Annotated in this window: 22 protein-coding genes and 1 pseudogene; 17 read left to right on the forward strand and 6 right to left on the reverse strand. The window is 61.3% G+C overall.

Features of this window, described 5'->3' with window-relative positions:
• Positions 1-42: 42 nt before the first annotated feature.
• Entirely contained in the window at positions 43-1,872 is a 1,830-nt protein-coding gene (gene recQ, locus BRD58_RS00980; protein WP_015460690.1) for an ATP-dependent DNA helicase RecQ, read from the forward strand.
• A gap of 6 nt (positions 1,873-1,878) precedes the next feature.
• Here the strand turns inward: recQ and BRD58_RS00985 are convergent, their stop codons facing one another.
• Complete coding sequence (locus tag BRD58_RS00985; protein WP_012847012.1) at positions 1,879-2,778, reverse strand: SAM hydrolase/SAM-dependent halogenase family protein; 900 nt, start codon at positions 2,776-2,778, stop codon at positions 1,879-1,881.
• Between the two features lie 155 nt (positions 2,779-2,933).
• Here BRD58_RS00985 and rhtC point away from each other — a divergent pair, with 155 nt between their 5' ends.
• Positions 2,934-3,542: a threonine export protein RhtC gene (gene rhtC / locus BRD58_RS00990; RefSeq protein WP_012847013.1), complete on the forward strand. Its 609-nt coding sequence runs from the start codon at positions 2,934-2,936 to the stop codon at positions 3,540-3,542.
• A gap of 73 nt (positions 3,543-3,615) precedes the next feature.
• Here the strand turns inward: rhtC and gntU are convergent, their stop codons facing one another.
• The 3 genes from gntU to gntR form a co-directional block, all read right to left on the reverse strand.
• Entirely contained in the window at positions 3,616-4,953 is a 1,338-nt protein-coding gene (gene gntU / locus BRD58_RS00995; protein WP_012847014.1) for a gluconate transporter, read from the reverse strand.
• A gap of 11 nt (positions 4,954-4,964) precedes the next feature.
• The gene (gene gntK / locus BRD58_RS01000; protein ID WP_073381401.1) at positions 4,965-5,495 is read right to left on the reverse strand and encodes a gluconokinase; all 531 of its coding nucleotides are present in this window, start codon (positions 5,493-5,495) and stop codon (positions 4,965-4,967) included.
• A gap of 219 nt (positions 5,496-5,714) precedes the next feature.
• On the reverse strand, positions 5,715-6,713 hold the full coding sequence (gntR, locus tag BRD58_RS01005; protein ID WP_015460691.1) for a gluconate operon transcriptional repressor GntR: 999 nt from the start codon (positions 6,711-6,713) through the stop codon (positions 5,715-5,717).
• A gap of 223 nt (positions 6,714-6,936) precedes the next feature.
• Between gntR and BRD58_RS01010 the strand changes: the two genes are divergently transcribed.
• From BRD58_RS01010 to BRD58_RS01030, 5 genes and pseudogenes are all read left to right on the forward strand, one after another.
• A complete protein-coding gene (locus BRD58_RS01010; RefSeq protein ID WP_034168185.1) occupies positions 6,937-9,243 on the forward strand; it encodes a zinc/cadmium/mercury/lead-transporting ATPase in 2,307 nt (768 codons plus the stop codon).
• Positions 9,244-9,380: 137 nt separating this feature from the next.
• On the forward strand, positions 9,381-10,457 hold the full coding sequence (locus tag BRD58_RS01015; RefSeq protein WP_041692689.1) for a hypothetical protein: 1,077 nt from the start codon (positions 9,381-9,383) through the stop codon (positions 10,455-10,457).
• Positions 10,457-11,590, forward strand: a complete 1,134-nt coding sequence (locus BRD58_RS01020; RefSeq protein WP_034168187.1) for a BamA/TamA family outer membrane protein — start codon at positions 10,457-10,459, stop codon at positions 11,588-11,590. Before BRD58_RS01015 ends, BRD58_RS01020 begins: the two co-directional genes overlap by 1 nt.
• Complete coding sequence (locus BRD58_RS01025; protein WP_069578005.1) at positions 11,590-12,723, forward strand: DUF4056 domain-containing protein; 1,134 nt, start codon at positions 11,590-11,592, stop codon at positions 12,721-12,723. The genes BRD58_RS01020 and BRD58_RS01025 overlap by 1 nt, the downstream gene beginning before the upstream one ends.
• 119 nt (positions 12,724-12,842) lie before the next feature.
• A pseudogene (locus BRD58_RS01030) lies at positions 12,843-13,601 on the forward strand (carboxylate/amino acid/amine transporter); the annotation flags it as partial.
• A 19-nt stretch (positions 13,602-13,620) separates the two neighbouring features.
• Here the strand turns inward: BRD58_RS01030 and metR are convergent.
• The gene (metR, locus tag BRD58_RS01035) at positions 13,621-14,583 is read right to left on the reverse strand and encodes an HTH-type transcriptional regulator MetR (RefSeq protein WP_014524152.1); all 963 of its coding nucleotides are present in this window, start codon (positions 14,581-14,583) and stop codon (positions 13,621-13,623) included.
• Positions 14,584-14,706: 123 nt separating this feature from the next.
• Here metR and metE point away from each other — a divergent pair, with 123 nt between their 5' ends.
• Positions 14,707-16,983, forward strand: a complete 2,277-nt coding sequence (gene metE / locus BRD58_RS01040) for a 5-methyltetrahydropteroyltriglutamate--homocysteine S-methyltransferase (protein WP_073381403.1) — start codon at positions 14,707-14,709, stop codon at positions 16,981-16,983.
• A gap of 46 nt (positions 16,984-17,029) precedes the next feature.
• On the opposite strand, the gene udp is transcribed toward metE, so the two are convergent.
• Positions 17,030-17,797 (reverse strand): uridine phosphorylase, encoded by a 768-nt coding sequence (gene udp / locus BRD58_RS01045; RefSeq protein ID WP_012847023.1) that lies wholly within the window; start codon positions 17,795-17,797, stop codon positions 17,030-17,032.
• 367 nt (positions 17,798-18,164) lie between these two features.
• Here udp and BRD58_RS01050 point away from each other — a divergent pair, with 367 nt between their 5' ends.
• The 9 genes from BRD58_RS01050 to tatC all read left to right on the forward strand — a co-directional run bounded on the left by BRD58_RS01050 (position 18,165) and on the right by tatC (position 26,955).
• Complete coding sequence (locus BRD58_RS01050) at positions 18,165-19,973, forward strand: carbon starvation CstA family protein (RefSeq protein WP_012847024.1); 1,809 nt, start codon at positions 18,165-18,167, stop codon at positions 19,971-19,973.
• Between the two features lie 118 nt (positions 19,974-20,091).
• Positions 20,092-20,619, forward strand: coding sequence for a DedA family protein (locus tag BRD58_RS01055; protein WP_012847025.1), 528 nt, complete (start codon positions 20,092-20,094; stop codon positions 20,617-20,619).
• Between the two features lie 147 nt (positions 20,620-20,766).
• Complete coding sequence (rmuC, locus tag BRD58_RS01060; protein WP_015460698.1) at positions 20,767-22,131, forward strand: DNA recombination protein RmuC; 1,365 nt, start codon at positions 20,767-20,769, stop codon at positions 22,129-22,131.
• A gap of 122 nt (positions 22,132-22,253) precedes the next feature.
• Entirely contained in the window at positions 22,254-23,009 is a 756-nt protein-coding gene (ubiE, locus tag BRD58_RS01065) for a bifunctional demethylmenaquinone methyltransferase/2-methoxy-6-polyprenyl-1,4-benzoquinol methylase UbiE (RefSeq protein WP_012847027.1), read from the forward strand.
• Between the two features lie 15 nt (positions 23,010-23,024).
• A complete protein-coding gene (gene ubiJ / locus BRD58_RS01070) occupies positions 23,025-23,630 on the forward strand; it encodes a ubiquinone biosynthesis protein UbiJ (protein ID WP_069578009.1) in 606 nt (201 codons plus the stop codon).
• Positions 23,627-25,258, forward strand: a complete 1,632-nt coding sequence (gene ubiB / locus BRD58_RS01075; RefSeq protein ID WP_012847029.1) for a ubiquinone biosynthesis regulatory protein kinase UbiB — start codon at positions 23,627-23,629, stop codon at positions 25,256-25,258. The genes ubiJ and ubiB overlap by 4 nt, the downstream gene beginning before the upstream one ends.
• 112 nt (positions 25,259-25,370) lie before the next feature.
• Entirely contained in the window at positions 25,371-25,640 is a 270-nt protein-coding gene (gene tatA, locus BRD58_RS01080) for a Sec-independent protein translocase subunit TatA (protein WP_012847030.1), read from the forward strand.
• 3 nt (positions 25,641-25,643) lie between these two features.
• Positions 25,644-26,177 carry a Sec-independent protein translocase protein TatB gene (gene tatB / locus BRD58_RS01085; RefSeq protein WP_069578010.1) on the forward strand — a complete coding sequence of 178 codons (534 nt, stop codon included), beginning with the start codon at positions 25,644-25,646 and terminating at the stop codon, positions 26,175-26,177.
• Entirely contained in the window at positions 26,167-26,955 is a 789-nt protein-coding gene (gene tatC / locus BRD58_RS01090) for a Sec-independent protein translocase subunit TatC (RefSeq protein ID WP_012847032.1), read from the forward strand. The genes tatB and tatC overlap by 11 nt, the downstream gene beginning before the upstream one ends.
• Positions 26,956-26,993 lie beyond the last annotated feature (38 nt).

Genomic DNA, 26,993 nt, shown 5'->3' on the forward strand with positions numbered 1-26,993 from the left:
TAAAATAGCGCCGGTGTTTTTTTATGGTTTACGGGGAGCAGCGTGGCAACGGCAGCGGTTATTAATACAGAGAGGCTGGCAGAGGGGGTGCTTAAAGACACCTTCGGCTATCAGCAGTTCCGCCCGGGACAACAGGCCATCGTCGAGGCGGCGATAGCCGGGCGCGACTGTCTGGTGGTAATGCCGACCGGGGGCGGAAAATCCCTGTGTTATCAAATACCGGCGTTAGTGCGGGATGGGTTGACCATCGTCGTTTCTCCGCTGATTTCCCTGATGAAGGATCAGGTCGATCAGCTGCAGGCTAACGGGGTAAACGCCGCCTGCCTGAACTCGACCCTGAACCGTGAGCAGCAGCAGGCGGTCTACGCCGGCTGCCGCAGCGGGGAGATCCGTCTGCTGTACATCGCCCCAGAGCGGCTGATGATGGATAACCTGCTGGATACGCTGCCGCAGTGGAATCCTACGCTGCTGGCGGTTGATGAGGCGCACTGTATCTCCCAGTGGGGGCACGATTTCCGGCCGGAATACAGCGCGCTGGGGCAGATTAAGCGCCGTTTCCCGCAGATGCCGGTGATCGCGCTGACGGCAACCGCCGATGACGCGACCCGCCAGGATATCCTGGGCCTGCTCGATCTGCGCGATCCGCTGGTACAGGTCAGTAGCTTTGACCGCCCCAATATCCGCTATACCCTGATCGAAAAGTTTAAGCCGCTGGATCAGCTGTGGCACTTTGTGCAGTCGCAGCGCGGGAAGTCAGGCATCATCTACTGCAACAGCCGCGCCAAAGTAGAGGACACCGCCGCGCGCCTGCAAAGCCGTGGCCTGAGCGTTGGTGCGTATCACGCGGGGCTGGACAATGGTCGCCGCGCCGAGGTGCAAGAGGCGTTTCAGCGCGATGATTTGCAGATTGTGGTGGCGACGGTGGCCTTTGGCATGGGGATCAACAAGCCCAACGTTCGCTTCGTGGTGCACTTCGATATTCCGCGCAATATCGAATCCTACTATCAGGAGACCGGGCGTGCCGGGCGCGACGGGCTGCCGGCGGAGGCGCTGCTGTTTTACGATCCGGCCGATATGGCCTGGCTGCGCCGCTGTCTGGAGGAGAAGCCAGAGGGCGCACAGAAGGAGATCGAGCGTCACAAGCTGAATGCGATGAATGCCTTTGCCGAGGCGCAAACCTGTCGTCGTCTGGTGCTGCTGAACTACTTTGGCGAGGGGCGACAGGAGAGCTGCGATAACTGCGATATCTGCCTGGATCCGCCCAAGCGCTACGATGGCCTGCTCGATGCGCAGAAGGCGCTGTCGACCGTGGCCCGCGTCGGGCAGCGTTTTGGCATTGGCTATGTGGTCGAGGTGCTGCGCGGCGCCAACAGCGCCCGTATCCGCGAATGGGGGCACGATAAGCTGTCGGTCTACGGCATTGGCCGCGAGCACAGCACCGAGCACTGGGTGAGCATTCTACGCCAGCTGATCCACCTGGGGCTGGTGACGCAGAATATTGCCCTGCACTCGGCGCTGCAGCTGACGGAGGCGGCGCGCCCGGTCCTGCGGGGAGAGGTCGCCCTCCAGCTGGCGGTTCCCCGGGTCATCAACCTCAAGGCGCGCAGCAGCGCACAGAAGAGCTATGGCGGCAACTATGACCGCAAGCTATTTGCCAAGCTGCGCAAGCTGCGCAAGGCGATCGCCGACGAAGAGAATATCCCGCCCTACGTCGTGTTTAACGACGCGACGCTGCTGGAGATGGCGGAGCAGATGCCGCTGCGGGCGGGCGATCTGCTCAGCATCAACGGCGTTGGCCAGCGTAAGCTGGAGCGCTTTGGCGCGCCGTTTATGACCCTGATCCGCGAACATCTGGATGAGGGGCAGGACTAGAGACGATCAGCGGCACTTTTGCAGCGTTATCTGCCACTCCGCGCCGGCGGCGATGCGCTGCTTTTCGGCAAAGCTGTCCATATTTAGCGCGACGGCGACGTTGAGCAGGCTGTTGAGATAGACTAGCGGTTGCCCCGGCGGCACATCGGCGAAGCTGTGCACATAGGGCGCGTGCCCCTGATAGCGCGTCTGACCCTGTTGGGCTATCGTGATGCACAGTCGATCGTTGAGCGCGATCCCCGCCTTTTCCAGCATCTCATCCCCGATATTGCTCCATAGATTGCCATACTGAACGTCCAGAATGGCAATGGTGCCGCTGACTTTCCCCGGCTGCCACTGCGCCTGCTGATAGGGAATTTCGGTTATCTGGTTCGGCAAGCGTGGGCCAACCTGCTCGAAACGGATAGTGCCCGAGGCCAGCCGAGCACCGGTATAGGCGTACACATCACGGCCGTGGAAGGTATATGACTTTTCCGACCCCTGCAGCCGGTTGGTCTGCTCATCGATCTCGCGCACGCTGTCGATCCCCAGCGTCTGGGCGACCAGCGTCAGCGTGCCATTATCCGGCGAGACGAAAAACTGGCCGTTTTTGGTCTTCAGCACTACGGAGCGCCGCTCGCTGCCGACGCCCGGATCGACCACGCTGACAAAAACGGTGCCTGCCGGCCAGTAACGGGCGGTCTGATGTAGCCGGTAGGCCGCCTGCCAGATGTCGTAGGGGGGGATCTCATGGGTCAGGTCAAAGAGGTGAATCTGGCTATCGACGCCGAAGGCGACCCCTTTCATCGCGGAGACGGCGCCATCCCGCAGGCTGAAATCGGTCTGCAGTACCAGCGCCTGCGCCGCCAGCGCGCCATGGATATAGAGCGTGCCGAGCAGCAGCAGGGTGAGTCGGATGATGCGCATGATTTTTTCCTCATTCCTTGAGTGACGTGGTAGCCCGCGCGGTGAGGGGCGGACTCGCGCTGTCCAAATAATGGACAGATCGGTTATTAATCAGTGCGCACATTATTTGTCAACGATGTTAGCATGGAGAAACCTTAATCCATGAGTTACCTCACATGATGCTGTTTCTAACCGTCGCGGTAGTCCACCTGCTGGCGTTAATGACGCCGGGACCTGACTTTTTCTTTGTTTCACAGACGGCGCTGAGCCGCTCCCGGGCCGAGGCGCTACGCGGCGTTGCCGGTATTTCGCTGGGGATCGTCATTTGGGCCGGCGTGGCGCTGATGGGGCTGCATCTTCTGTTAATGAAGATGGCCTGGCTGCACAGCATCATCACCGTCGGCGGTGGACTGTATCTGTGCTGGATGGGGCTGCAAATGCTTCGCGCCGCCCGCCGTCCTCAGGGCGATGCCCCGCAGGGGGTGACATCGCTGCACGGCGGCGCCTTCTGGCGCGGTTTCCTGACCAACCTCTCCAACCCCAAGGCGGTGATCTATTTTGGCTCGGTCTTCTCCCTGTTCGTCGGAGATGAGGTCACCGGCGCTCAACGCATCGGGCTGTTTATTCTGATCGTCAGCGAAACCTTTATCTGGTTCAGTCTGGTGGCGTCGGTATTTGCGCTGCCGGTCATGCGGCGTGGCTATCAGCGCATGGCGCGTTGGATCGACGGCGTGGCGGGGACGCTGTTCGCCGCGTTTGGCCTGCACCTGATCCTGAGTCGCTAATACGCGAGGGGTTACTGCATCAATAAAAAAACGGGGCGCGAATATCGCGCCCCGCTGTCATCGGTCGTCGGCGTTACAGCGCCATGAAGAACAGCATACCGACGATGGCGCCGGTGGTGCCGAGGATGGTTTCCATGACAGACCAGGTTTTCAGGGTCTGGGCTTCGGTGGCACCGGTGAACTTACCGTACAGCCAGAAGCCGGAGTCGTTAACGTGGCTCAGGACGATGGAGCCGCCGGCGATGCAGACGGACAGGGCCGCCAGCTGTGCGCCGCTGTAGCCCAGCTCGCCGATGACCGGCAGAACCAGGCCGACGGTGGTCAGACAGGCTACCGTTGCGGAGCCCTGGATGACGCGTACGGCGGCGGCCAGTACGAAGCAGGCGACGGCGATGGGCAGGCCCGCGCCAATCAGCGAGTTCCCCAGGGCCGGGCCTACGCCGGAATCCACCAGAACCTGCTTAAACACGCCACCGGCACCGGTGACCAGCAGAATGATACCGGCGGGTTGGATGGCCGCGGAGCAGATATCCATCACCTTCTCTTTGCTCATGCCGCGGCGGATAGCCAGGCCATAGGTGGCCACCAGGCAGGCCAGCAGGATAGCGGTGAACGGATGGCCGATGAACTCCAGCCACTTGTACAGCTCGGACCCCTGCTCAACGAAGCGGGCGCCGATGGTTTTCAGGCCGACCAGTACCAGCGGGAACAGCACCAGCGCCAGGCTGAAGCTAAAGGAGGGCAGCTGCCCTTTGCCCAGGCTCGGCTCCTGAATATCTTTCGGCAGCGCCAGGGTGACGTGCTTGCTGATGAAGTTACCGTACAGCGGACCGGCCAGAATCATACCCGGGATGGCGGCGCACAGTCCGATCAGGATCATCCAGCCATAGTCGGCGCCCATCTGGGAGGCCAGCAGCATCGGGGTCGGCCCCGGCAGCAGGAAGGCGGCGGCCCCGGCTACGCCGGCAAACAGCGGAATGGCCAGCTTGACCACGTTGCCACCGGTGCGGCGCGCGACGGCGAACACGACGCCGATCAGCAGTACGATAGCGACGTCAAAGAACAGCGGCAGGGCGCACACCAGACCGGCGATGCCCAGCGCGTAGTGGGCACGCTTTTCACCAAAGCTCTTCAGCAGGCGGGCGGCGATCTGATCCAGTGCACCGGTTTCGTGCAGGATTTTACCGAACATGGCGCCCAGTGCGACCACGATAGAGAGGAAGCCCAGCGTGCCGCCCATCCCGTTTTGCATGGTCTGGGCAATTTTATCGATGGGCATACCGGAGAAGATACCGGCGCCGATAGAGACCAGCATCAGGGCCACAAAGGCGTGCATGCGCGCCTTCATGACCAGGAACAGCAGCAGCAGCACGGAGCCGACTGCGGTCATTACGAGGGTTAACGTACTCATCGTCGGTGCTCCTAGGCAATGATGGATTTAATGGTATTCAGGGTATCGGCCACCACGCTGTCCAGCGGCTGGCTGATGTCGATGGCGTATACGTCGCGCTCTTCGGTCGTCGGCTCTTCCAGGGCCGCAAACTGGGAAACCAGCATCTGCGGTTTGAAGAAGTGCCCTTTGCGCGCCAGCAGGCGGCTTTCGATCAGGGCGAAGTCACCCTGCAGGTAAACGAATGAGAGGTTGGTGTTACCGTCGCGCAGCATGTCGCGGTAACGCTTTTTCAGCGCCGAGCAGACGATCAGCGAGACGTCGTTGGTGCGCTGCATGGCGAAGACCGCATCGTTGAGGGCCTGGAGCCACGGCGTGCGATCGTCATCGTTCAGCGCGTGGCCGTCGGCCATCTTGCTGATGTTGGCGCGCGGGTGTAGGAAGTCGCCGTCCAGAAAGGCGGCGCTCAGCCGTTGGGCGACGGCGTTGGCGACGGCGGACTTGCCGCTGCCGGAAACGCCCATCAGAACAAAGACGTGTTTTTGCTGTTGGCTTTCGCTCATGCTGTATTCCCCGGTGGGCGGCACGTCGCCGCGCAATGCAATGTTACTGGTAACTGTTATGGGTAACATTCTCTGGTGCGCTGGAGAAATTAGCAACGAATGTTAAATGGTATGATTAATAACTGTGATGCTACTCGCAGTTGTTAGGGAGATGTAGGCAGGGCGCGCCGCGTAGCGGCAACCGCGATCGCGCCGGAGCGCAGCGGTGCGCGCGGGGGGTTAAATGCTGCCGCCGTGCAGCAGGGTAAAGCCGACATCGATGGCGGCGGCCTCGACGCTGCGCTCACCGCGCAGGCGCGCCAGCAGACGCTCGGCGGCCAGCTGGCCCATGCGCTGACGTGGGGTGAGCACGCTGGCGAGCTGCGGCTCCATCACTTGGCCAATATCGTGTCCATGGAAGCCGGCGATGGCCATATCCTGCGGGATGCGCAGTCCCAGGCGTTGGCATTCAAAGGCCGCGCCAACGGCCAGGTCATCGTTGGTACAGAAGATGCTGTCCATATCGGGGTAGCGCTTCAGCGCTTCGCGCAGCAGCTCACCGCCGACGGAGTAGGAGGAGCTGCGCGGGATCATGACGCTGCGCGGCGTCAGATCGGCGGCGCGCATTGCTGCTTCATAGCCCCGCTGCTTCATCACCGTACGCTCATCGAGCCGGGCGCCAAAGTAGACGGTGCGGCGGTGGCCGCGCGCGATGATGGCCTGGGTCATTGCTCGCGCGGCCTCCACGTTGTCGAAGCCCACGGCCATATCCAGGCAGGGGGAGACGCTGTCCATCAGCTCGACCACTGGGATGCCGGCGACCTCGATCATCTTCAGGGTGCGCGGGGTATGGTCGCGCTCGGCCAGGATCAGCCCGTCGATGTTGTAGGAGAGCAGGGAGGTGAGACGCTCCTCCTCTTTTTCTTTGCGGTAGCCGTAGTGGGCCAGCATGGTCTGGTAGTGGTGCTGGTCGGTGACGCTTTCGATACCGCGTAAAACCTCAGCGAAAACCTGGTTGGTTAGCGAGGGCAGCAGCACGCCGATAGCGCGGCTGGTCGCGTTAGAGAGAATATCGGGCGCCCGGTTGGGTATATAGCCTAGCTCATCCAGCGCCGCGGCGATTTTGCCGCGCAGAGGCAGCGAAACCAGCTCGGGGTTGCGCAAGTAGCGGCTGACGGTCATTTTGGTGACGCCGACGCGATCGGCTATATCCTGCAGTACGGGGCGCTTTTTCTTCATTTTCAATGAAATATATACTCTTTATCGGAGGGCATCAGTGTAGCAAAAAATCAGTCGCCGGGCATGGGTCGCGCATGGTTTTCTACCCGAGGTTCCTGGACGCGCGACGGCGTAGGTGCGAGTAAAAAGGAATGGATCTCATTTGTGGCTTGACTCTGGAGTCGACTCCAACGTGTAAAGTCGTCAGTAATAGCAAGATGAGTAATGATGCGAGGAGGAACCGATGACCCATAAACATATTCACTCCGGCGGGCCCGATGCCGCCTGTGGCTGCGGCCATCAGCATGCGGCGATGCAGCATGGCTGTAGCCGTCCGGCGCACGGTGCGCTGAAGATCAGTATGGCGTCGCCGTTGACGCCGGCCGCCGACGGTGCCTGCTGTATGGCGATCCACGATCATGATGGCGTCGAGGAGGACGCCGATCCCCACCCCTTACCTCCCCTGGCGTCTGGGCGCCAGCGCTTCAGCTGGCGGGTGGAGGGGATGGATTGTCCCAGCTGCGCCCGCAAGATAGAAACGGCGGTCGCCCAGATTAGCGGCGTGGAGCGCGCTGCGGTCCTGTTTGCGACCCAAAAGCTGGTGGTGGATGCTCAGCAGGATCTCTCCCCGACAATTGAGCGGGCGGTACGCCAGGCGGGCTTTAGCCTGCAGGCCGTGGGCGCCAAGCGTGCGGAGAGCGCCGCGCTGCGTTGGCATGAGGTGATGCCGCCGATCGCGCTGGCGCTGCTGATGCTACTGAGCTATGGGCTGACGTTGATGGACCCGTCGCTGGGCCGAGTGGCCTTTATCGCCACAACGCTGGTCGGGCTGGCGCCGATCATGCTAAAAGCCATGCGCCTGATGCGCAGCGGCAGCTATTTCGCTATTGAAACCCTGATGAGCATTGCCGCGTTGGGGGCGCTGTTTATCGGGGCGACGCAGGAAGCGGCGATGGTCTTGCTGCTGTTTATGCTGGGCGAGCGCCTGGAATCCTATGCGGCTAACCGGGCTCGCAAAGGGGTCAGCGCCCTGATGGCGCTGGTGCCCGATGACGCGGTGGTGATTGAGCAGGAGCGGCGGCGCACCCTGGCCGTCTCTGCGCTGCGCCCCGGTATGGAGATCGAGGTCGCGCCGGGCGGTCGTTTGCCCGCCGATGCCGAGCTGCTGCAGGAGAGCGTGAGCTTTGACGAGAGTGCGTTGACCGGCGAATCGCTGCCGGTCGATCGTCAGCCGGGGGCGCGGGTTCCGGCCGGCGCGCTGGTCGTCGATCGGGTGTGCCGACTGCGGGTGATCTCACAGCCCGGACAAAATGCCATCGATCGCATTCTGCAGCTGATCGAAGAGGCCGAGGAGCGTCGGGCGCCGATCGAGCGGTTCCTGGATCGCTTTAGCCGTTACTATACGCCGGCGATCATGGCGCTGGCGCTGCTGGTGATCCTGATCCCGCCGCTAGCCTTTGCCCAGCCCTGGGACACGTGGATTTACCGGGGACTCACGCTGCTGTTGATCGGCTGTCCCTGTGCGCTGGTGATTTCAACGCCGGCGGCGATCACCTCCGGTCTGGCGGCGGCGTCACGTCACGGTGCGCTGATTAAGGGCGGGGCGGCGCTGGAGCAACTGGGGCGCGTGCGCACCATCGCGTTCGATAAAACCGGGACCCTGACGCAGGGGACGCCGCAGGTGAGCGGCGTATTCGGCGTGGAGGGCGTGTCGGCTGAGCGACTGCTGACGCTGGCGGCGGCGGTGGAGGTGGGCTCTCACCACCCCTTGGCCAAGGCGGTGATCCTTGCCTGTGAGCAGCGCGGCCTGCCGGTGGTGCAGGCTCAGGCCCGTCAGGCACAGGCCGGCATTGGCGTCGCGGGAGAGGTCGATGGCGTGGCGGTACAGGTCGCGGCGCCGAGTCGCCTGGCGCCAGAGACGCTGTCTGAGGCCCTGCTGACGCAGATCGCGTCGTGGGAGGCGCTGGGGCAGACGGTCGTGGCGGTCTTGTTGGATGGCGTAGCCATCGGGGCGATCGCCATGAGCGATACGCTGCGCCCGGACGCCGCGGAGGCGCTGGATGCGCTGCGGGCGCTGGGCATTGAGGCCGTGATGTTAACGGGGGACAACCCGCGCGCGGCGGCGGCCATTGCCGGCTCGCTGGGGATCGATTTTCGGGCCGGGCTGCTGCCGCAGGATAAGGTGCATCAGGTGGAGGCACTCAGCCGCCGGGCGGATACCGCGATGGTCGGTGACGGGATCAATGACGCGCCGGCGATGAAGGCGGCCAGTATCGGTATCGCCATGGGCGGGGGGACGGACGTCGCGCTGGAGACGGCGGATGCGGCGCTGACCCATAATCGACTGATCGGACTCGCGCAGATGATCGCCTTATCTCGGGCGACCCACGCCAATATTCGCCAGAATATTACGCTGGCGCTGGGGCTAAAAGGGGTCTTCCTGATCACCAGCCTGCTGGGGATAACCGGGCTGTGGCTGGCGGTGTTGGCTGACTCTGGCGCCACGGCGCTGGTGACGGCGAATGCGCTGCGCCTGTTGCGCCGCCGTTAAGGCTGCCTGAGCAATAATTAACGTGCGTATCGTTACCGGAGAATGATACGCACGTTATGTTGCACGAAGTTACACTCATTTACTGCTATACTCCGCACCCTGCTTTTATTTCCACTCACTTTATAACACTTAACAATATGAATAATCGTGCATTGCTGTCCTGTCTGTCCGGCGTGCTGATGAGCGGTGTTGCCCATGCGGCCACTCAGGATAATACCACCGAGCTCAGCAGCACCCTTCCCACCTACTATGGCTTGCCCCAGTCGCAGGCCCATGCGGCGGACAGCGTGCCAACGGCCCAGACGTCGGCGCCAGAGGCGCAAAAGGGCTCGATTCTGCCGATTTGGGGCGACGAGGCGCGCGCGCGCGGCTACGATCTGCCAGAGCCCTTCGGTATTAATGTTAACTATATGAATATGCGCCAAAATATTGTGGTGGATAGCATTAGTTTTAGCGGGTTGGGCTGGGACAGCTATTCGCTGCCTACGGATCTGTTCAACATTAAGGTGGGGAGTACCCGTCAGCGTAGCGTGACTCAAACGATTAAGCTGGATGCGTGGGTACTGCCTTTCATGAACGTCTACGGCATCGTAGGCAAGACGCGCGGCAGCTCGTTGTCCAAGGTCTCTGTCGATGCCGATCCCAGCCAATATCCGCTGGGCAGCATGGATTGGATCATCGCCACTGTCGTTAAGGGAATGAATAAGAGCGGACAGCTGCGCGATCTGGATTTCCAGCTGAACTTTAAGGGTACCACCTACGGCGCCGGTACGGTGCTGGCCGGCGGCTATGGCAACTGGTTCGGCCTGGTGGATATGAACTATACCCAGACCCGTTTCGATATTCTCGACGGTAGCATCGACGCCTTTACCCTGTCGCCGCGCGTCGGCTACCGTTTCACCACCCCCGGCATCGACGCCGTCGGCCTGCCGGACGGCAAGCTCAGCCTGTGGGTCGGCTCGATGTATCAGGATGTGCAGCAGGAGTTTAAGGGCAGCCTCAGCGATCTGTCGATGCCGGGCGGATTATCTGCGCTGATGGAGATTGCCAACAAGCAAGGTCAGGGCCGTTTCGATGTGCGCCAGCATCTGTCGTCGCCGTGGAACGTGCTGATCGGCGCACAGTATGAGATCACCCGTAACTTTAACCTGACCACAGAAGTGGGCTTTGCCGAGCGCAATAGTTTCTTTATCGCCGGGGAGTACCGCTTCTGATGCGCCGCCCCCTGATGACGCTGGCGCTGGTCTGCGCGCTCTCGCCGCTGGCGGGACAGGCGGCGCTGTTGCCGACGCGCGCGCAGATCGATGAGTGGCTGGGGCATCTGGGTGGCGACGATCGCTTCGATCCGGACAAGGGGATCGACTGGGGGGTACTGCCGGGGCCGTTTTTCAATCCTGAGCTGGGGCTGGGGATCGGCGCCGCGGTGGCCGGGCTGTATCGCCCGGATCCCTCGGATACCACCAGTCAGAACTCCAGTATCACGCTGAGCGGCTACCTTAGCTCTACCGGCGCCTTTGGGCTGGGAGTCCGCAGCTACAGCTTTTTTGACAACGATCGCTGGCGTATCTTTGTCACCGGAGGGATCAGCGATACGCCGACCTACTACTGGGGACAGGGCTTCCGCGCCGGGGCCGACGACGACGGTCGGCAGAAATACACGGCGCAGTCGCTGCGGCTACAGCCAGAGGTGCTGTACCGGGTAGCATCTCAGACATACCTTGGCGTCGGCTGGTCGCTGTCGGCGATGCATGCCGCCGATGTGAAGCAAACGGATCGCTTGGCGCAGATTCACTATGGGCGTTCGGTATTCAGCTCCGGCCCCAGCCTATCGCTGCAGTATGACAGCCGGGACTTTGTACCCAATCCGCGCCGGGGGATGCTGGCGAGCCTACGCTACACCCACTATACGCCGGAAACGGGCAGCGATACCCGCTTTGATAACCTGACGACCCGCTTCAGTACCTACCACGCGCTGGATGAGACCCGCGTGCTGGCGTGGGAGATCGACGGTGAGTTCACCCAGGGGGCGGTGCCGTGGAATATGCTGCCGTCGCTCGGCGGCGATCAGCGGATGCGGGGTTACTACCAGGGGCGCTACCGCGATCGTAATCTGATTAGCTCACAGCTGGAGTACCGGCAGAAGCTGAGCTGGCGCCACGGCGTGGTGGCCTGGGCCGGCGCCGGCACGATGGGGCCAAACGTCAGGGAACTGGGCAGCAGTCGCTGGCTGCCCACCGTGGGGGTCGGCTACCGCTTCGCATTTAAGCCCGGAATTAATATTCGTTTGGACTATGGCATTGGTCGCGGCAGCAGCGGTTTCTATTTTCAGGTAGGAGAGGCATTTTGATGGCGGTGGTTCGGGGATGCTGTGCAGCGCTGCTGGCCTGGTGCGGTGTGGCCGGGGCGTTTGGCCTGCCGATGAGCCTTGATCTGGCGCAGCTGCAGCCCCTGCAGGCGGCTCATGCCTGGCCGGTGAGCGCGCCTTTGCCGCCGCCGGATGGGCTGCGTCCCTGCTGCGCCTTCGGTTATGACCTGAACGCTGAGGCGCTGGGCGTCCCCATTCCCTTTTACCGTTTGAACAATGTGGTTGAGGCGGATGCGCTGGGTGGCCATCGCTACAACGATAGCCTGTTTGGCGCACTGGCCAGCCTGGCCGGCCTGGGCAGCGAGCGCAATGGCCTGGTATATACGCGTCGCGGGGGATTCCTGGATCTGGCGCACGTGCGCGATAGCGCGGATATGACGGTATACATCTTCAGCCATCTGTATCCGCGGCTGGGGCAGCCTTTTCGCCTCGTGCTGGGCGATGAGCTCGCGCAGCGTCAGCTGGTGTTCTCTGCTTTTACGCCTCCGCCTGCGGCGCGGGAGCGCTATACCCTCGCGGCCTATTTAGCCGCCCGCCTGGCGTTTGAGGTAGCGGCCTGGCATGAGATTGCTCAGTGGTATGGCTATGAGTCTATCCCCGGCTTTTCGGAAGGGGTCTCGGCGTTTTCTCCGGAGGATCTCTATTCTAATCTGCTGGGAACGCGACTGGCCCTGACGCTGATCTTGAATGGGCATGCGGCCTCGCTGGGGCAGTACAGCGCGGCGCTGACGACGCTGCTGCCGCAGGCGCTGTGCCAGCTGCAGGCGCAGCCCGCCGTATTGACGCGTTTTCAGTTTGATATGCTGGACGGTAAATGGTGGGACAGTCGTCAGGCCGTACCGCAGAAGTTTCTGGTGCTTAAGCGCAACTATGATACCCGCGACGATCGCCTGCCCACCCCGGTTTCCGGGGAGCTGACGCCGCCGCTGCGCCTGATGCTGCCGGGGCAGGTGTACCGTTACGATCTGGCCACGCTGGCGGAGCTGCGCCTGCTGCCGGGCACGTCAATGAAGCGTCTACCCGCCCCGCCGCACTATTACACCTGGCGTGACTTCGCGCATTTAGCGGCATTCGCCGGTACACAGGATGCGCTGCAGCTTTCGCGTAAGCGTTAGAGGCGATGTCGATGTCTGTTTGTGCTTTGTTTGACCAGATGTAAACTCACTCCGGGCGGCGGTCGGCGTCGCCCTTGGGTAGAATAGCGCCCATCAACTGTATCGAATGGATATCTGCCGTGTTTCTACTGCTGGCGACCACGCTGCTGTGGGCCTTTTCGTTTAGTCTGATCGGCGTGTACTTGGCCGGTCAGGTCGATAGCTGGTTTGCCGTACTGGTGCGGGTTGCGCTGGCGACGCTGGTCTTTCTCCCGTTTCTGCGCTGGCGCGGGGTGCGTCCGCGTCAGGCGCTGGCTTACATGCTGGTGGGCGCTTTTCAGCTGGGGCTGATGTACCTGTTCTACTATCCTGCGTTTCTGTATCTGACGGTGCCCGAGGTGCTGCTGTTTACCATTTTGACGCCGCTGTATGTCACGCTGATTTACGATCTGCTACAGGGGCGACGCCTGCGCCCAGGCTATTTGGGCAGCGCGCTGTTGGCGGTGCTGGGGGCGCTGATCATCCGCTATAACCCACTCAGCTCTCAGTTTTTACTGGGCTTTGCCCTGATCCAGGGGGCCAATCTCTGCTTTGCGCTGGGGCAGGTGGGATACAAGCGCCTGATGGAGGTGATGCCGCTGCCGCAGTATCGCGCCTTCTCCTGGTTTTATCTGGGAGCGCTGACGGTTGCACTTCCGGCCTGGTGGCTGTATGGCAATCCGCAGATGCTGCCGACCACCTCGCTACAGTGGGGCATTTTGCTGTGGCTGGGCGTCGGTGCTTCGGGGCTGGGGTATTTCATGTGGAACTATGGCGCGACGCAGGTGGATGCCGGTACGCTGGCCATCATGAACAATGCGCTGATCCCGGCGGGGCTGCTGGTGAATCTGGCCATCTGGCAGCAGCATCCTGACTGGTTCAGGCTGACGCTGGGTGGGACAGTGATCGCCCTGTCGCTTTGGGTGCACCGGCGTTGGATCGTACCACATCACGGACAAACGGCAGGGCGTCGCAGGCGTGGCGGCGCGCCAGCTGAATAAAGCCGTCCATCACCGACTGGCGCTGTTCTCCCGTGCGCAGCGCCGCATACAGTCGACGCCATAGCCCCTCACCCAGCGGTCGGGTAGTCAGCGCGCCCTGGCGCTCGGCGCTCTCCGCGACCCAGTGCGGCAGCGCGGCGATGCCCATTCCCGCGGCCGCCATCTGCAGCAGCAGCAGCGTATTGTCGACCTGTTTTAGCCGGGGGGCGATGCCGGCGGGCTGGAGAAAGTGGTTCCAGACATCCAGACGCTGCCGGGCCACCGGATAAATTAACAGCGTCTCCTGCGCCAGATCCTGTGGCCGAACCGCACCTCTGCGGGCCAACGGGTGCCCGGGGGCCATCACTAAACGCACTTCATAATCGAACAGCGGCGCATAGTACAGCGTGTCGCGCGGCAAAATATCCGAAGTCAGCACCAGATCCAGCTCCCCCTGCTGCAGCGCAGGCTGGGGATCGAAGGTGACGCCGGAGCGAAAATCGAGCGTGACCTGGGGAAACTGCGCCTGAAACTGGGTCAACGCCGGGGTCAGCCACTGAATACAGCTGTGACACTCAATGGCCAGACGCAGCGTCTGCTGCGGCGGTACCTGGCATGTCTGTAGGGCCTGCTGCACCTGGGGCAGCACCTGCTCAGCCAGCGCCAGCAGGATCTCCCCCTGGGGGGTAAAGCGCAGGGGCTGGCTCTTCCGAACAAACAGACGGTATCCCAGACGCTGCTCCAGTTCACTGAACTGATGGGAGAGGGCCGACTGGGTTTGGTGTAGCCGGGCGGCGGCGGCGGCCAGTGAACCGCCGCCGCGCAGAGCCTGCAGCGTTCTTAGGTGCTTCAGCTCGATCATGAGAAACCCTCAGTTAACAGGTGAACAGATTGCGCTTGAGTCCCCTACCTTACCCGCTGATTATAGATGTGTAAACATCTGGACATCTAAACATCCATAATCAGCATTGCGAGGTAAAAGAGGATGCAGGTAATCAGTCATACCCTGGGGTTTCCACGCATAGGGTTGCAGCGTGAGTTGAAAAAGGCACTGGAGGCCTATTGGTCGGGCAGTGCGCCCCAGAGTGCGCTACTGGCCTGCGGTGCCGAGCTGCGCGCCCGCCATTGGCGGCAGCAGCATCAGGCGGGAATCGATCTGCTGCCGGTGGGCGATTTTGCCTGGTATGACCATGTGTTGGCGACCAGTCTGATGCTGGGGAATGTCCCGGCCCGCCACCGGCGCGCCGATGGCGTTATCGATCTGGATACGCTGTTTGGGATTGCGCGTGGCCGGGCGCCCGGAGGAAAGCCCGCGGCGGCGGCGGAGATGACAAAATGGTTTAACACCAACTATCACTATATCGTGCCTGAGTTTACCCGGGGGCAGCGCTTTTCCTTTGGCTGGCGCCAGCTGCTAGAGGAGGTGGATGAGGCGCTGGCGCTGGGATACCGGGTAAAACCGGTGCTGCTGGGGCCGCTGACCTACCTGTGGCTCGGCAAGGTAAAAGGGGCACCTTTCGATCGTCTCAGCCTGCTGGAGGAGGTACTGGCGGTATACCGTCAGGTGCTGGCCGCGCTGGCCGAACGCGGGGTTGAATGGGTGCAGGTGGATGAGCCGGCGCTGGTGCTGACGCTGCCGCCGGCGTGGCGCGATGCCTATCAGCATGCGTATCAGGCGCTGCGGGGGCCGGTGAAGCTGCTGCTGACCACCTACTTTGGCGATATCGGCCACCACCTGCCGACGATCTGCGCTCTGCCGGTGCAGGGGCTACACGTCGATCTGGTTCAGGGCGCGGGCGATGCGCTGGCGCTCCACCGTCAGCTGCCCGCCGACTGGGTGCTATCGCTGGGCGCGATCGGCGGCCGTAACGTCTGGCGCGCCGATCTGGCCGACTGGCAGACGCGTCTGCAGCCGCTGGTCGGTCAGCGGCCCGTCTGGCTGGGCAGTTCCTGCTCCCTGCTGCATACGCCTATCGATCTGAGCGCCGAAACCCAGCTGGATGAGGAGGTGAAAAGCTGGTTTGCCTTTGCCCTGCAGAAGTGCAGTGAGCTGGCGCTGCTGACCCAGGCCCTGAACGATCCGGCGTCGCGGCGGGAGGCGCTGCTGAGCTACAGTGCGCCGCTATACCTGCGACGTCGCTCGGAACGGGTTCATAACCCGGCGGTGACCGAGCGCCTGGCCGCACTGAGCGACGCGGATACGCAGCGTACCAGCGCATACCCCCAGCGCGCTCGGCGTCAGCGCCAGCGTTTTGCTCTGCCGCTCTGGCCGACGACGACCATCGGCTCATTCCCGCAGACGCCGGCTATCCGCACCCTGCGCCTCGACTTTCGCCGCGGTCAGCTGACCCCGCAGCACTACCATCGGGGGATCGCTGAACATATCCGTCAGGCGATTCGCGAGCAGGAGCGACTGGGGCTGGACGTACTGGTGCACGGCGAGGCCGAACGTAATGATATGGTGGAGTATTTCGGTGAGCAGCTGGCGGGGTTTGTGTTTACCTGTAACGGTTGGGTACAGAGCTATGGCTCACGCTGCGTGAAGCCGCCGGTGATCGTTGGGGATATCAGTCGGCCCGCGCCGCTGACCGTCGAATGGACCACCTTTGCTCAGGCTCAGACATCCCGGCCGGTGAAGGGCATGCTGACCGGTCCGATAACGATGCTGTGCTGGTCGTTTGCTCGTGAAGATGTGCCGCGAGAGGTGATCGCTCGTCAGCTGGCGCTGGCGCTGCGCGACGAGGTAGACGACCTGCAGCGCGCGGGGATCGGCATCATTCAAATCGACGAGCCCGCGCTGCGCGAGGGCCTGCCGCTGCGTCAGGATGGGTGGCAGGCGTACCTGGCGTGGGCCGTGGCGGCGTTCCGCCTAACGGCGGCGGTGGCGTACGATGATACCCAGATCCATACCCATATGTGCTACTGCGAGTTCAATGACATCATGGCGGCGATTGCGGCGCTGGATGCCGACGTGATCACCATTGAGACGGCGCGATCGGATATGGAGCTGCTGGAGGCCTTTTCTCGCTTCGACTATCCCAATGAGGTCGGCCCCGGGGTGTACGATATCCACTCACCGAACGTGCCGACGCAGGCGGCGATGGTCTCGCTGCTGCGTCGGGCGGCACAGCATATTCCCGCCGAGAGGCTGTGGGTGAATCCGGACTGTGGTTTAAAGACGCGCGGCTGGGAGGAGACCCGTCGTGCGCTGAGTAACATGGTGGCGGCGGCGCGTTTGTTGCGCGCGCAGACGCAGGCGTAAAAACGGGCGGGAGCGACGGCTCTCGCCCGCAATACCGTGGAGATACTTAGTCCTGCAGCAGACGGCGTGCGGCATCGACGACGATTTTTACCGCGTGCGATTCGGTCTGCTTCATGGTTTCCGCGTTAGGGATCTCTTGCTGAGTGCGGTTGACGATGACCCCGGCGACCATCCCGGCGCGCAGCCCCTGGCTGGAGCACATGGTCAGCAGCGTGGCAGACTCCATCTCGAAGTTCATCACGCCCATCTCTTGCCACTCTTTCATCGAGCCGCGGAAACGGCGGGTGACGCGGCCTGAGAAGGTGTCATAGCGCTCCTGACCCGGGTAGAAGGTGTCGGAGGAGGCGGTGATCCCGACGTGGGTCGCGGCGCCGACGGCGCGGGCGGCATCGACCAGTGCGGTGGTGCAGGTGAAGTCGGCAACGGCCGGGAACTCCATCGGCGCGAAGTGCAGGCTGGCGCCGTCAAGGCGTACGGAGGCGGTGGTGACCAGCACGTCGCCGACGTTGATGTGCGGCTGAATGGCACCGGTGGTCCCGACGCGCAGGAAGGTACGGATACCCAGCTGTGCCAGCTCTTCCACGGCGATGGAGGTCGACGGACCGCCGATACCGGTGGAGCAGACGATGACAGCCTTACCGTCCAGCTCGGCGCGCCAGCTGGTGAATTCACGATGGGAGGCCAGCTTGACCGGGTTCTCCATCAGTTTGGCAATTTTTTCCACGCGCTCCGGGTCGCCGGGCACGATGGCCAGCGTAGCACCGTGCAGATCGCTTTTGGCCAGTCCGAGGTGGAATACTTCAGGTTTAGACATCGCTGCTGACTCCTGTGTCATCGTTATCCTCCGCTGAGGAACAAGGGATCACTCTACTGAAATTCGTAGGATAAATGCGTGACTCAAGTCACTTGGTGTGAAGAAACGGTATCATGATCGACAAAAAACTGTGATTATTTTCACAATATATGGCTATAACGTAGGAATTTTAGACAGATTCCTGTGATGAGCATGGCAGATCTTTCGCCTCTGCGCCGCTCCGCGCGTCGCCTTCCCGCGGCTGCCGCTCGGGGGCGTTTTTCGACCGTTTAATTCGCCCGGTTGCCGCTGGGCGATCTGCGATGACGCTGGCGGCGCCAAAGTGGTTAGGGTGATCCCTGAAAAATCCTCAGGGGAGATAATAACCATGCAACATGCGATTACCTTCGTGCTGGCAACGCTGTGTATTCTTGCTATTTGCTACCGTCTGTACGGCCTGTTCTTCGTGCGAAAGGTGCTGCGTGCCGACGATAGTGAGGTCACACCCTCACATACCTATGAAGACGGCAAAGACTATGTACCGACCAAGAAGTGGGTCAACTTCGGCAGCCATTTTGCCGCTATTGCCGCCGCGGGGCCGCTGGTCGGGCCGGTGCTGGCCGCGCAGTTTGGCTATCTGCCGGGCTTCCTGTGGCTGCTGATCGGCTGCGTCATCGGTGGGGCGGTACACGATACGGTGGTGCTGTTCGCGTCGATGAAGCATCAGGGCAAGTCACTGTCCGAGGTGGCTAAATCGGAGCTGGGGCCGATTGCCGGCTGGTGTACCGGTTTGGCGATGCTGTTTATCATCACCATTACCATGGCCGGCCTGTCCATGGTGGTGGTTCATGCCCTGGAGCGTAACCCGTGGGGGACCTTTGCCGTCTTTATGACTATCCCGATCGCCATCTGCGTCGGGCTGTGGGAACGCATTACCGGCAGCATGAAAGGGGCGACCTATGCCGGGATTGCCGCAATTATTCTGTGCGTTTTTGCCGGACCCTACATTCAGCACACGACCTTCGGTGAGTGGCTGACCTGGAAGTCTTCAACCGTAAGCCTGCTGCTGCCAGCCTATGCTTTCTTTGCGACGGCGCTGCCGGTCTGGATGCTGCTGACGCCGCGCGGCTACCTGTCTAGCTTTATGAAGATTGGGGTTTTCGGCGCGCTGGTGGTCGGGGTGGTCTTTATCAACCCCGAAATTCAGTTTCCGGCGATCACCCAGTTTATTCACGGCGGAGGCCCGGTACTGTCTGGGCCGGTATGGCCGTTTATCTCCATTACCATCGCCTGTGGCGCTATCTCCGGTTTTCACGCCTTTATCGGCTCCGGCACCACGCCGAAGCAGATCGACAAATGGAGCGACATTCTGCCGGTGGGCTTTGGCGCGATGCTGGCGGAGTGCGTCGTTGGGGTGATGGCGCTGATCGCCGCCACCTCGCTGCACCCGGCGGACTACTTTGCCATTAACTCCAGCGCGCAGGCCTGGGCCGGGCTGGGGATGGAGGTCGTCCACCTGCCGCAGCTGAGCCAGGAGATTGGCCTGGATCTGTACGGGCGGACCGGCGGGGCGGTGACCCTGGCGGTCGGAATGACGGATATCTTTATTCGGGTGCCGTGGTTTAGTAGCCTGGCTTCCTACTTCTTCCAGTTTGTCATCATGTTCGAAGCGGTCTTTATTCTGACGGCCGTCGATTCCGGTACCCGCGTGGCGCGCTACCTGCTGCAGGACTTTTTGGGCGATCTGTGGGCGCCGCTGAAGCGTACCGACTGGCTGCCCGGCTCGATTTTCTGCTCTGTCGTTGCCTGCCTGCTGTGGGGGTATCTGCTCAACTCCGGCGATATCAACTCGGTATGGGCGCTGTTTGGCGTCTCTAACCAGCTGATGGCCTCCGTTGGCCTGATCATTGGTGCCACCATCATTCTGCGTCTGGCGACCAAGCGTATTTACATGCTGACCTGTATCATTCCGCTGGTTTATCTGTTTATTACGGTGAACTACGCCGGTTACTGGATGGTGAAGCACGTGTACTTTAACCCGCAGGCGGCGGGCTATAACCTGTTCAACGGGACGATCTCGATCATCATGCTGGTGCTGGGCATGGTGATCCTGCTGTCGGCCCTGCGCAAATGGCGTGAGCTGTGGATTAAACGCGGCGATGAGCTGGCCGCGGCGCAGGCGGAGGCAACGGCCTGATCTCGCGCTGCCATACGCGCTTTGATAACAACCGACGGTCGATTTAACGGCCGTTGGTTTTTTATCGGGGTGACTACGGGTAAGCTGGACGCTTGACCGTCGTAGGAGGAATGAGGGCGTGCTAGACAGCATTATTCAAGGGACCATCGAGTTTGTCCGCCTGCATCAGGGCTGGGCGGTACCGCTGGTATTTTTCCTGGCCTTTGGCGAATCGCTGGCCTTTATCTCCCTTTTACTGCCGGCGACGGTGATCCTCTTTGCGCTGAGCGCCCTGCTGGGCGAGGGCGGCGTTCCGTTTGTCCCTGTCTGGCTGGCGGCCGCAGGCGGCGCTTTTCTCGGCGACTGGCTTTCCTATTGGCTTGGCTACCACTATCAGCATCAGATCGGCCATATGTGGCCGCTGTCGCGCAGCCCGCAGATACTGCAGCGTGGCCACCGTTACTTTGCGCGCTGGGGATTTTGGGGCGTCTTCTTTGGCCGTTTCCTGGGGCCCCTACGGGCCGCCGTGCCGCTGGTCGCCGGGATCTGCGCCATGCGGCAGCGCTATTTTCAGCTGGCCAATCTGCTTTCTGCGCTGATCTGGGGCGCGGGGATTCTGGCGCCGGGCATGCTGGGCATACGCTGGCTGGGCCAGTGGATAGGGTAGCATTTTGCTATGCGCCGTTTCGCATTCTGAACGGGTAATCTCTGGACATCCATACAGTTGCTGATTACCGTGTCGGGCAGGGATCTCACGGGGAGAGGCAGGGTGGAGAACGTAACGCTTTGGATACTGGCGGCATCGCTAGCCGGGATGGCCATCGGTTGGTTGGCGGCGGCCCTGCGGGCGCAGCAGGCGCGGGTTGCCCATGAGCAGGCGCTGGGTGCGCTGGATAGCCAGCTCGCCGCCGCCCAAGAGCGGATAGCCCAGCAGCGGCTGTGGCACGAGGAGTGCGAGCGTCTCAACCAGGAGCTGCGCGCTCAGCGTGACGTCAATAGCGCCCAAGAGGCCGAGCTGCGCGAGGTGACGATCCGGCTGGAGGAGACGCGCATGGGCGCAGAAGAGAAGCAGCGTCTGCTGCTGAACGCGGAGCAGCGCCTGAACGTCCAGTTTGAGAATCTGGCTAACCGTATTTTTGAGCACAGCGGTCGGCGGGTAGAGGAACAAAATAGGCAGAGCCTCGATGCCCTGCTGACGCCGCTGCGCGAACAGCTCGATGGCTTTCGTCGCCAGATCAACGATAGCTTTGGCCAAGAGGCCCGCGAGCGCCACACCTTGACCCACGAGATCCGCAGCCTGCAGCAGATGAACGCCCAGATGGCGCGCGAGGCGCTTAACCTGACGCGTGCACTGAAGGGGGACAACAAGATGCAGGGCAACTGGGGCGAGGTGGTGCTGAGCCGGGTGCTGGAGTCCTCCGGCCTGCGCGAAGGGCATGAATACCGCACTCAGGTCAGCGTGCAAACGGAAGAGAGCGGGCGCATGCAGCCGGATGTGGTGGTACACCTGCCCCAGGGAAAAGATGTGGTGGTGGATGCCAAAATGTCGCTGGTGGCCTATGAACGCTTTTTTAACGCGGAGGATGAGCGTGAGCGTGAGCTGGCGCTGCAGCAGCATATTCTGTCGCTGCGGGCCCATATTCGCCAGCTGGGGCGAAAGGATTATCAGCGGCTACCCGGCCTACGCACCCTGGACTATGTGCTGATGTTTATTCCCCTCGAGCCCGCCTTTTTGGCGGCGATCGAGCGCGATCCCGAGCTGATTAGTGAAGCGCTACGTCACAATATTATGTTGGTAAGTCCGACAACATTGCTGGTGGCTTTGCGCACCATCAATAATTTGTGGCGCTACGAGTACCAAAGTCAAAATGCGCAAAAAATCGCTGATCGTGCAGCCAAGCTATACGATAAAGTGCGCTTGTTCGTCGATGATATGTCCACGCTTGGGCAAAGTCTGGAGCGAGCTCAGTCAAGTTATCGCCAGGCGATGAACAAACTGAGCCACGGGCGTGGTAATCTGATAGGCCAAGTGGAAAGTTTTCGCGGGCTGGGCGTGGAGGTGAAACGTCCGATCAGCCCGGCGCTGGTACAAGAAGCCTGCCAGCCGCCACAGGACGGAGATCCCGCAGCGGTATCCGGCGAGGTGGTGGCGCATCACGGGACTCCCTCTGTGCAGTAAGGGCCCGCGCCGTCCGCGCTCCACCCTATCGTTGACACTGTGTTGCCCGCAGAGGGCGACGTTGAGGCTTCCGCGCCGCATGCGGAGGCCATGCGACCACCAATTTTAGGCTAAGGAAAGAAATGGTAGATCAAACGCCGGAAACCACTCACTTTGGTTACAAGACCGTCGCCGCCGCTGATAAGGCGGGGAAAGTAGCGCAGGTGTTTCACTCCGTGGCGGGCAAGTACGACCTGATGAATGATCTGATGTCATTCGGTATTCACCGCCTGTGGAAACGCTTTACCATCGACTGCAGCGGCGTACGCCAGGGGCAGCGCGTTCTCGATCTGGCCGGGGGTACCGGCGATCTGGCCGCCAAGTTCTCGCGTATGGTCGGCGAGCAGGGGGAGGTGGTACTGGCCGATATCAATGATTCGATGCTGAAAATCGGGCGCGAAAAGCTGCGCAATATGGGGATCGCCGGCAACCTGAACTACGTGCAGGCCAACGCCGAGGCGCTGCCGTTCCCAGAGAACTATTTCGACTGCATTACCATCGCCTTTGGCCTGCGTAACGTAACGGACAAAGACAAGGCGCTGCGTTCTATGTTCCGGGTACTGAAGCCGGGTGGACGCCTGCTGGTGCTGGAGTTCTCCAAGCCCCAGTTCGCCGCGTTGAGCAAGGCCTATGACGCCTACTCTTTCCATATTCTGCCGCGCATCGGTGAAATGGTGGCGCACGATGGCGACAGCTACCGCTATCTGGCGGAGTCCATTCGTATGCATCCGGATCAGGAGACCCTGAAAGGGATGATGGCGTCGGCCGGGTTTGAAAACACCACCTACGATAACCTGACCGGCGGTATCGTTGCGCTGCATCGTGGCTACAAATTTTAATCTGAAGGAATCGGCATGCTGACCCCTTTGTGCACAGCGCTGCTGGAAACGGCGCTGAACGCTGCGCTGTATCGGGATCGCGCGCTTCAGTCTGCCCGCCAGCGTCTGGCTGGCCGGGTGCTGCAGATTTCGCTGGCGGAGCTAGAGGATCCTTTTTTCCTGATCTTTAGTCAGCGTCAGGTCGATGTGTTGGCCCAGTGGGAGGGCGCCGTCGATTGTCAGGTGACGACGCGGCTGTCCGTGCTGCCCCAGCTGCGCGCACGCCGCCAGCTGGCGGCATTGATGCAGTGCGGTGAGCTGCGCGTCGATGGCGATATTCAGGTCGTGCAGCAGCTGGTTGCTCTGCTGGATTTGGCCGAGTGGGCGCCGGCTGAGCTGCTGGCACCCTATACCGGTGATATTGTGGCACAGGGGCTGTGCTCTGCGGCTCAGCGGAGCGGGCATGCGCTGCTGGGGTCCCTGCGGCGCCAGCGCCACTACGCGCGCGATGCGCTGATCGAAGAGTGGCGTTTAGCACCCGGTACGCTGGAGTTTACCTGGTTTCAGGAGGAGGCCGCTGCCCTGCAGCGCCAGGCATCGGCGCTTGAACAGCGTCTTGCCCGACTGGAGAAATGCGTATGACGCCCAGTGAACTGCGCCGACTTTGCCTGATTATTCGGGTCTTTCTCGCCTATGGTCTGGATGAGCTGATCCCCCCAATGCGGATTACCCTGCCGCTGCGTATCGGGCGTCGCTGCCTATTCTGGATGCGTAACCGTCACGGGGACAAGCCGCTGGGAGAACGGCTGCGCCTAGCGCTGCAAACGCTGGGGCCGGTGTGGATCAAGTTTGGCCAGATGCTGTCGACCCGGCGCGATCTGTTTGCGCCGGCCATCGCCGATCAGCTCGCGCTGCTGCAGGATCGGGTCGCGCCGTTTGACGGTGCGCTGGCGCGGCGGCAGATTGAGGCCGCGCTAGGGGGGCCGCTGGAGCAATGGTTTGACGATTTTGACAGCCAGGCGCTGGCGTCGGCCTCTATTGCACAGGTGCATACCGCGACGCTGCGTGAGAATGGCCGAGAGGTGGTGCTTAAGGTGATCCGTCCTGATATTCAGCCGATTATCCGGGCGGATGTACGCCTGATGTACCGGCTGGCGGGATGGGTGCCCAAGCTGTTGCCTGACGGGCGCCGCCTGCGTCCGCGGGAGGTCGTACGTGAGTACGAAAAGACCCTGCTGGATGAGCTGAATCTGCTGCGCGAGGCGGCGAATGCGATCCAGCTGCGGCGCAACTTCGATGCCAGCCCGATGCTGTATGTGCCGGAGGTGTTTTCCGACTATTGCCGTGAGTCGGTACTGGTGATGGAGCGGATTTACGGGGTGCCGGTATCCGACATTGCAGCGCTGCGTGCGCAGAACACCAATATGAAGCTGTTGGCTGAGCGTGGGGTGCAGGTCTTTTTTACCCAGGTGTTCCGCGACAGCTTCTTCCATGCCGATATGCATCCGGGCAATATCTTTGTTAGCTATGAACACCCGCAGGATCCGCAGTATATCGGGATCGACTGCGGCATTGTCGGCAGTCTGAACAAGGCGGACAAGCGCTATCTGGCTGAAAACTTTATTGCTTTCTTCAATCGGGATTACCGTAAGGTTGCAGAGCTGCACGTCGACTCGGGCTGGGTGCCGCCGGATACCAATGTCGAAGAGTTTGAGTTTGCTATCCGCACCGTATGTGAGCCGATCTTTGAGAAGCCGCTGGATCAGATTTCGTTTGGTCACGTGCTGCTCAACCTGTTCAATACCGCACGGCGTTTTAATATGGAGGTTCAGCCTCAGCTGGTGCTCCTGCAGAAAACGCTGCTGTACGTCGAGGGGCTGGGGCGTCAGCTGTATCCGCAGCTGGATCTGTGGACCACCGCCAAGCCCTTCTTGGAAAACTGGCTGCACGATCAGGTCGGACTGCCGGCGCTGATGCGGGCGCTGAAGGCTAAGGCGCCCTACTGGAGCGAGAAGCTGCCGGAGCTGCCGGAGCTGCTGTATGACAGCCTGCAGCAGCAGCGTCGTCTACAGCACAGCATGGATAGCATGACGCACCGCCTGGGGCAGCAGGGCAACAGACAGGGTCGCGCGCGCTATCTGTTCGGCATTGGCGCAACCCTGTTGCTCAGTGGTACCATCCTGACCATGGCGAATATTGCGCTCTGGCCGATAGGGCTGTATGTTGCTGGAGTCGTGATCTGGCTCGCAGGCTGGCGTTATACCCGGTGATCCATACCCCGAATTAGGGAGATGTCGAAGGCCGAAAGGCGTTCAAAATGACGATGTGTACCGTATAATGCGGCGTCACGAATATAACCCCTTGCGATAGAGGTGAGTAAAAATGGGCGGTATCAGCATTTGGCAGTTGTTGATTATTGCAGTGATCGTGGTGTTGCTGTTTGGCACCAATAAGCTGCGTACTCTGGGTTCGGATCTGGGCGCATCGATCAAAGGCTTTAAGAAAGCCATTGGCGATGAAGAAAAAACGCCTCCCTCCACCAATGCAAACAGCAGTGCGGCACCTCAGGATGCAGATTTCAAATCGATCGTTGAGCAGCAGCCTGAAGTGAAGAAAGAAGAGTCCAAGAGTCAGAATAAAGAGCAGGTGTAAACCGTGTTTGACATCGGATTTAGTGAACTGCTGCTGGTAATGGTCATCGGCCTGGTGGTGCTTGGGCCGGAGCGGTTGCCGGTAGCGGTGCGTACGGTTGCGGGATGGATCAGGGCGCTGCGTTCGTTGGCAACGTCGGTTCAGAACGAACTGTCGCAGGAATTGAAGCTGCAGGAGTTGCAGGACAGTCTCAAGAAGGCCGAATCGGCCGGCTTGCAGAATTTGACGCCGGAGCTGAAGGCCTCCATGGATGAACTGAAGCAGGCGGCCGAATCAATGAAACGCAGTTATCATTCAGAGATCACTGGATCCGATACGGAAAAGGAGCCTTCGGCGGCGGAAACGATCCCACATGCGGATATGCCCAAGCCGGAGGCTGACGCAGCGCTCGCGCCGCGTCAGAGCGCGGTGCAGGAAGCACCGGCTGCGCAGGCCGCCCCCGCCGCCCCCGCCACCCACGCCGATGCCGTGACTGCCAGTGCGCAGCCCGCATCTTCTCCTTCCACCTCACACGATAGTTCGCAGCATGGCCGTTGAAGATACCCAGCCGTTGATTAGTCATTTGATCGAGCTGCGTAAGCGGCTGTTGAATGCAATTATTTGTATCCTGGTGGTATTCCTGGCACTGGTCTACTTTGCCAATGATATCTACCACCTGGTTTCTGCCCCGTTGATCAATCAGCTGCCGCATGGCGCCAGCATGATCGCGACCGACGTGGCGTCCCCCTTCTTTACGCCGATTAAGCTGACCATGATTGTGTCAGTTTTCGTCTCCGCGCCGTTTATCCTGTATCAGGTCTGGGCCTTTGTGGCGCCGGCGCTGTACAAGCATGAGCGCCGGATGCTGACGCCGCTGCTGGTCTCCAGTACGCTGCTGTTCTATATCGGCATGGCGTTTGCCTATTTTGTGGTCTTTCCGCTGGCGTTTGGCTTTTTTGCCAAAACCGCGCCGGCCGGGGTGACGATTGCTACCGACATCAATAACTACCTCGACTTTGTCATGGCGCTGTTTATGGCGTTTGGCGTCTCGTTCGAGGTGCCGGTTGCTATTATTCTGCTGTGCTGGACCGGCGTTACCACCCCGGCAGAGCTGAAGAAAAAGCGGCCCTACGTTGTCGTCGGCGCCTTCGTTGTTGGCATGCTGCTGACGCCGCCGGACGTCTTTTCGCAGACGCTGCTGGCGATCCCGATGTGTCTGCTGTTTGAAGTCGGCGTCTTCTTCGCGCGTTTCTATGTCGGCAAGCGCCGTCGCGATCCGGAAGAAGAGGATGAAGACGAAGCGTCACACGATGAAGAGCAGCCCAAAGCGAGCTGATTCTCCCTTCACTTCACAGGCCGCCCTTAGGGCGGCCT

The sequence above is a fragment of the Edwardsiella piscicida genome (assembly GCF_001896205.1).
GTDB lineage: Bacteria > Pseudomonadota > Gammaproteobacteria > Enterobacterales > Enterobacteriaceae > Edwardsiella > Edwardsiella piscicida.